Below are 3238 nucleotides of genomic sequence, written 5' to 3'. Positions count from 1 at the left end.
CGGCGACAGCGACCGCGACGACACCAGCGACCGCGACGGCGACCGCGACGACACCAGCGACCGCGACGGTGACCGCGACGACGCGCCCGCCGCAAACGACGACACCCCCGCCGTCCGCGGTGTCCTCGTCGCCCCCTCGATAACCGATCGGGCCGCCGAACGGCTCGCGGACCGCGGGTTCGACCATGTCGCGCTCGAACCGACGCCGGCGGAGTGACCCGGGCCGGCGACCGATCGCGTGAGCCGCCCGCATACGCCGCGAGTGCCGCGAACGCGACGCCTCGCTATCGAAGGCTTTATCGCCGCAGCACGGGCTACATCGGACAAGTAACCATGTCCGACAAACCCGCCTCCATGTACCGGGAAATCGACAAGCCGTCGTACACCCGGCGCGAGTACATCACAGGGATCCCGGGATCGAAGATCGCCCAGCACAACATGGGCGACCTCTCCGCGGAGCCGGACGACTACCCGGTCGAGATCAGCCTCCGCGTCGAAGAGGAACTCCAGGTCCGTCACGGCGCGTTAGAGAGCGCGCGGCTCTCGGCGAACCGTCACCTCATCAAGGAGCTCGGCGAGGGCAACTACAAGATGACCCTCCGCAAGTTCCCCCACCAGGTCATCCGCGAGAACAAGCAGGCGACCGGTGCGGGCGCGGACCGCGTCTCCGACGGGATGCGACAGGCGTTCGGCAAGCCCGTCGGGACCGCCGCACGGCTCAACAAGGACGACGTCGTCTTCACCGCCTACTGCGACGTGGACCAGGCGCCCGCCGTGAAGGAGGCGTTCCGTCGCGCGTACAACAAGCTCTCGCCGCCGTGCCGGATCACGGTCGAGCGCGGCGAGGAACTGCTCATCTCGTAGACAGCGTCTTTCTCTGCCCGGTCGCCGGGGGGAGCCGAACCCCTGAAATACCTCGATCGCGTACGCCTCGGCAGTGTCACAGCAGTTGGCCGAGGTCGAGACGCTGTTCCTCCACGAGTCGCGGAGCGACTACACCGTCGTCGCCACCCGCGACGGGAACCGGGTGCTCCGCGGGCGGCTCGAACTCAAGGAGACTGCCGCGGGCCCGCGCCCGGGGAAGTTCCGGGTCGTTCGCGACGGCGAGGACCACCCTCGCCAGCCCGACGAGTTCGTCGACCTCGCGCGGGCGGCCGACCGCATCCGGATCTCCGAGCAGACGGCGCCGGAGAATCGGAGGCGCTTGGAGGCGATGCTCGACGGCTACCAGCTGGAGTCGCTCACCGTCCGGACCTGTCGGCGGTGTGCGAACGACGGCCGGTACGGACCGATCACCAGCGAGGACGCGATCGAACACAACGACGAACTGATCTGCCGAGAGTGCGCCCGCCGCGAGCTGGAGCGGGAGCTGTCCTACAAAGGCGAGTTCACGGGCGCGGCGGAGGAGCGCTTGGAGGAGCTGCTGTACGAGTCCGGTGACTTGGACCGGATCGTGAACCTGCTGCAGGGCGGGCTCGATCCCGACCTCACCAAGTACGACGAGGTGTCCGCGAACGTCGACGACGTCTCGCCCGTCCGGACCGCGGATCTCGACCTCCACCCGGAGCTGGCCGACCACGTCCAGAACCGGTTCGACGAGCTGCTCCCGGTCCAGAGCCTTTCGGTCCGCAACGGCCTCCTCGACGGCGACGACCAGCTCGTGGTGAGCGCGACCGCGACGGGGAAGACGCTGGTCGGCGAGCTGACGGGGATCGACCGCGCGCTGAAGGGCGACGGGAAGCTCCTCTTCTTAGTGCCGCTCGTCGCGCTCGCCAACCAGAAGCACGAGGACTTCCAGGACCGCTACGGGGGCCTCCTCGACGTCTCGATCCGGGTCGGGTCCTCCCGGGTGAACGACGACGGCAACCGGTTCGACCCGAACGCCGACGTGATCGTGGGCACCTACGAGGGGATCGACCACGCGCTCCGGACCGGCAAGGACCTCGGCGACGTGGGGACGGTCGTCATCGACGAGGTCCACACGCTGAAGGAGGGCGAGCGCGGCCACCGGCTCGACGGGCTCATCTCCCGGCTGAAGTACTACAGCGAGGACCGCATGGAGACCCACGCCGACTACGGCGGCACCCAGTTCGTCTACCTCTCGGCGACCGTCGGCAACCCCGAGTGGCTCGCCGAGAAGCTGCGGGCGACGCTCATCGAGTTCGAGGAGCGCCCCGTCCCGATCGAGCGCCACGTCACCTTCGCGGACGGCCGCGAGAAGGCCGAGATCGCCGACAAGCTCGTCAAGCGGGAGTTCGATCAGAAGTCCTCGAAGGGGTACCGCGGCCAGACGATCGTCTTCACGAACTCCCGGCGGCGCTGTCACGAGATCAGCCGGAAGCTCCGGTACGACTCCGCCCCGTACCACGCCGGGCTCGACTACAAGCGCCGCAAGCAGGTCGAACGGCAGTTCGGGAACCAGGACCTGTCGGCGGTCGTCACCACCGCGGCGCTGGCGGCCGGCGTCGACTTCCCCGCCTCGCAGGTGATATTCGACTCGCTGGCGATGGGGATCGAGTGGCTCTCGGTCCAGGAGTTCTCACAGATGCTCGGGCGGGCGGGCCGGCCCGACTACCACGACCGCGGGCGCGTCTACCTCCTCGTCGAGCCCGACGGCGTCTACCACAACGCGATGGACCGCACCGAAGACGAGGTGGCGTTCACCCTCCTCAAAGGGGAGATGGAGGACGTCGCGACCCACTACGACGAGGCCGCGGCCGTCGAGGAGACGCTGGCGAACGTCGTCGTCGCTGGCAGGAAGGCCAAGCGGCTCAACGACCGGATGATCGGCGAGGTACCCACGAAACACGCGGTCGGCAAGCTGTTGGAGTGGGAGTTCATCGACGGGTTCTCGCCCACGCCGCTCGGACGCGGCGTGGCCAGACACTTCCTCGCGCCCGACGAGGCGTTTCGGATCCTCGATCTGATACGGAAGGGGACGGACCCGTACGACATCGTCGCCGACATGGAACTCCGCGACGACGAGGAGACGGGGTAAGGGAGGCGACTCGGCCGAACCGAGCGACCGGTGCGAACGGCGCCGTGAGACCTCACGGCGACGCCGCCGGGACCGGTTCCTCGTCGGGGTGGCCGGCTTCCCGCGGGTCGATCCGGTCGAGGTCGCGCTCCAGTCGGTCGGCACAGCGGAGCCGGAGCCGACGAGCCAGGTCCGGCCCGACCCGCTCGCGGCCGTCGATCCGCGACCCCAACGGCCGGTAGGCGTCCGTGTCGAACCCCA

At 68.9% G+C, this 3238-nt stretch carries 2 protein-coding genes and 2 pseudogenes; 3 read left to right on the top strand and 1 reads right to left on the bottom strand.

Annotated elements, in window-relative coordinates:
- The 3 genes and pseudogenes from GJ633_RS17995 to GJ633_RS15270 form a co-directional block, all read left to right on the top strand.
- Positions 1-217: pseudogene (locus tag GJ633_RS17995) on the top strand (endonuclease NucS); the annotation flags it as partial.
- A gap of 116 nt (positions 218-333) precedes the next feature.
- The gene (locus tag GJ633_RS15275; protein ID WP_156589480.1) at positions 334-864 is read left to right on the top strand and encodes a 50S ribosomal protein L16; all 531 of its coding nucleotides are present in this window, start codon (positions 334-336) and stop codon (positions 862-864) included.
- Between the two features lie 73 nt (positions 865-937).
- Positions 938-2998 (top strand): DEAD/DEAH box helicase, encoded by a 2061-nt coding sequence (locus tag GJ633_RS15270; RefSeq protein WP_321169119.1) that lies wholly within the window; start codon positions 938-940, stop codon positions 2996-2998.
- 52 nt (positions 2999-3050) lie between these two features.
- On the opposite strand, the pseudogene GJ633_RS17335 reads toward GJ633_RS15270, so the two are convergent.
- A pseudogene (locus GJ633_RS17335) lies at positions 3051-3238 on the bottom strand (hypothetical protein); the annotation flags it as partial.

It is taken from the genome of Halorubrum sp. CBA1125 (assembly GCF_009742825.1).
Taxonomy (GTDB): Archaea; Halobacteriota; Halobacteria; order Halobacteriales; family Haloferacaceae; genus Halorubrum.
Note: the sequence above shows the minus strand (reverse complement) of the source record. Positions and strands in the feature narration are given on the sequence as shown.

Coding starts and splice junctions, on each gene's coding strand:
- GJ633_RS15275 (WP_156589480.1), top strand. CDS start 334: ATGTCCGACAAACCCGCCTCCATGTACCGGGAAATCGACAAGCCGTCG.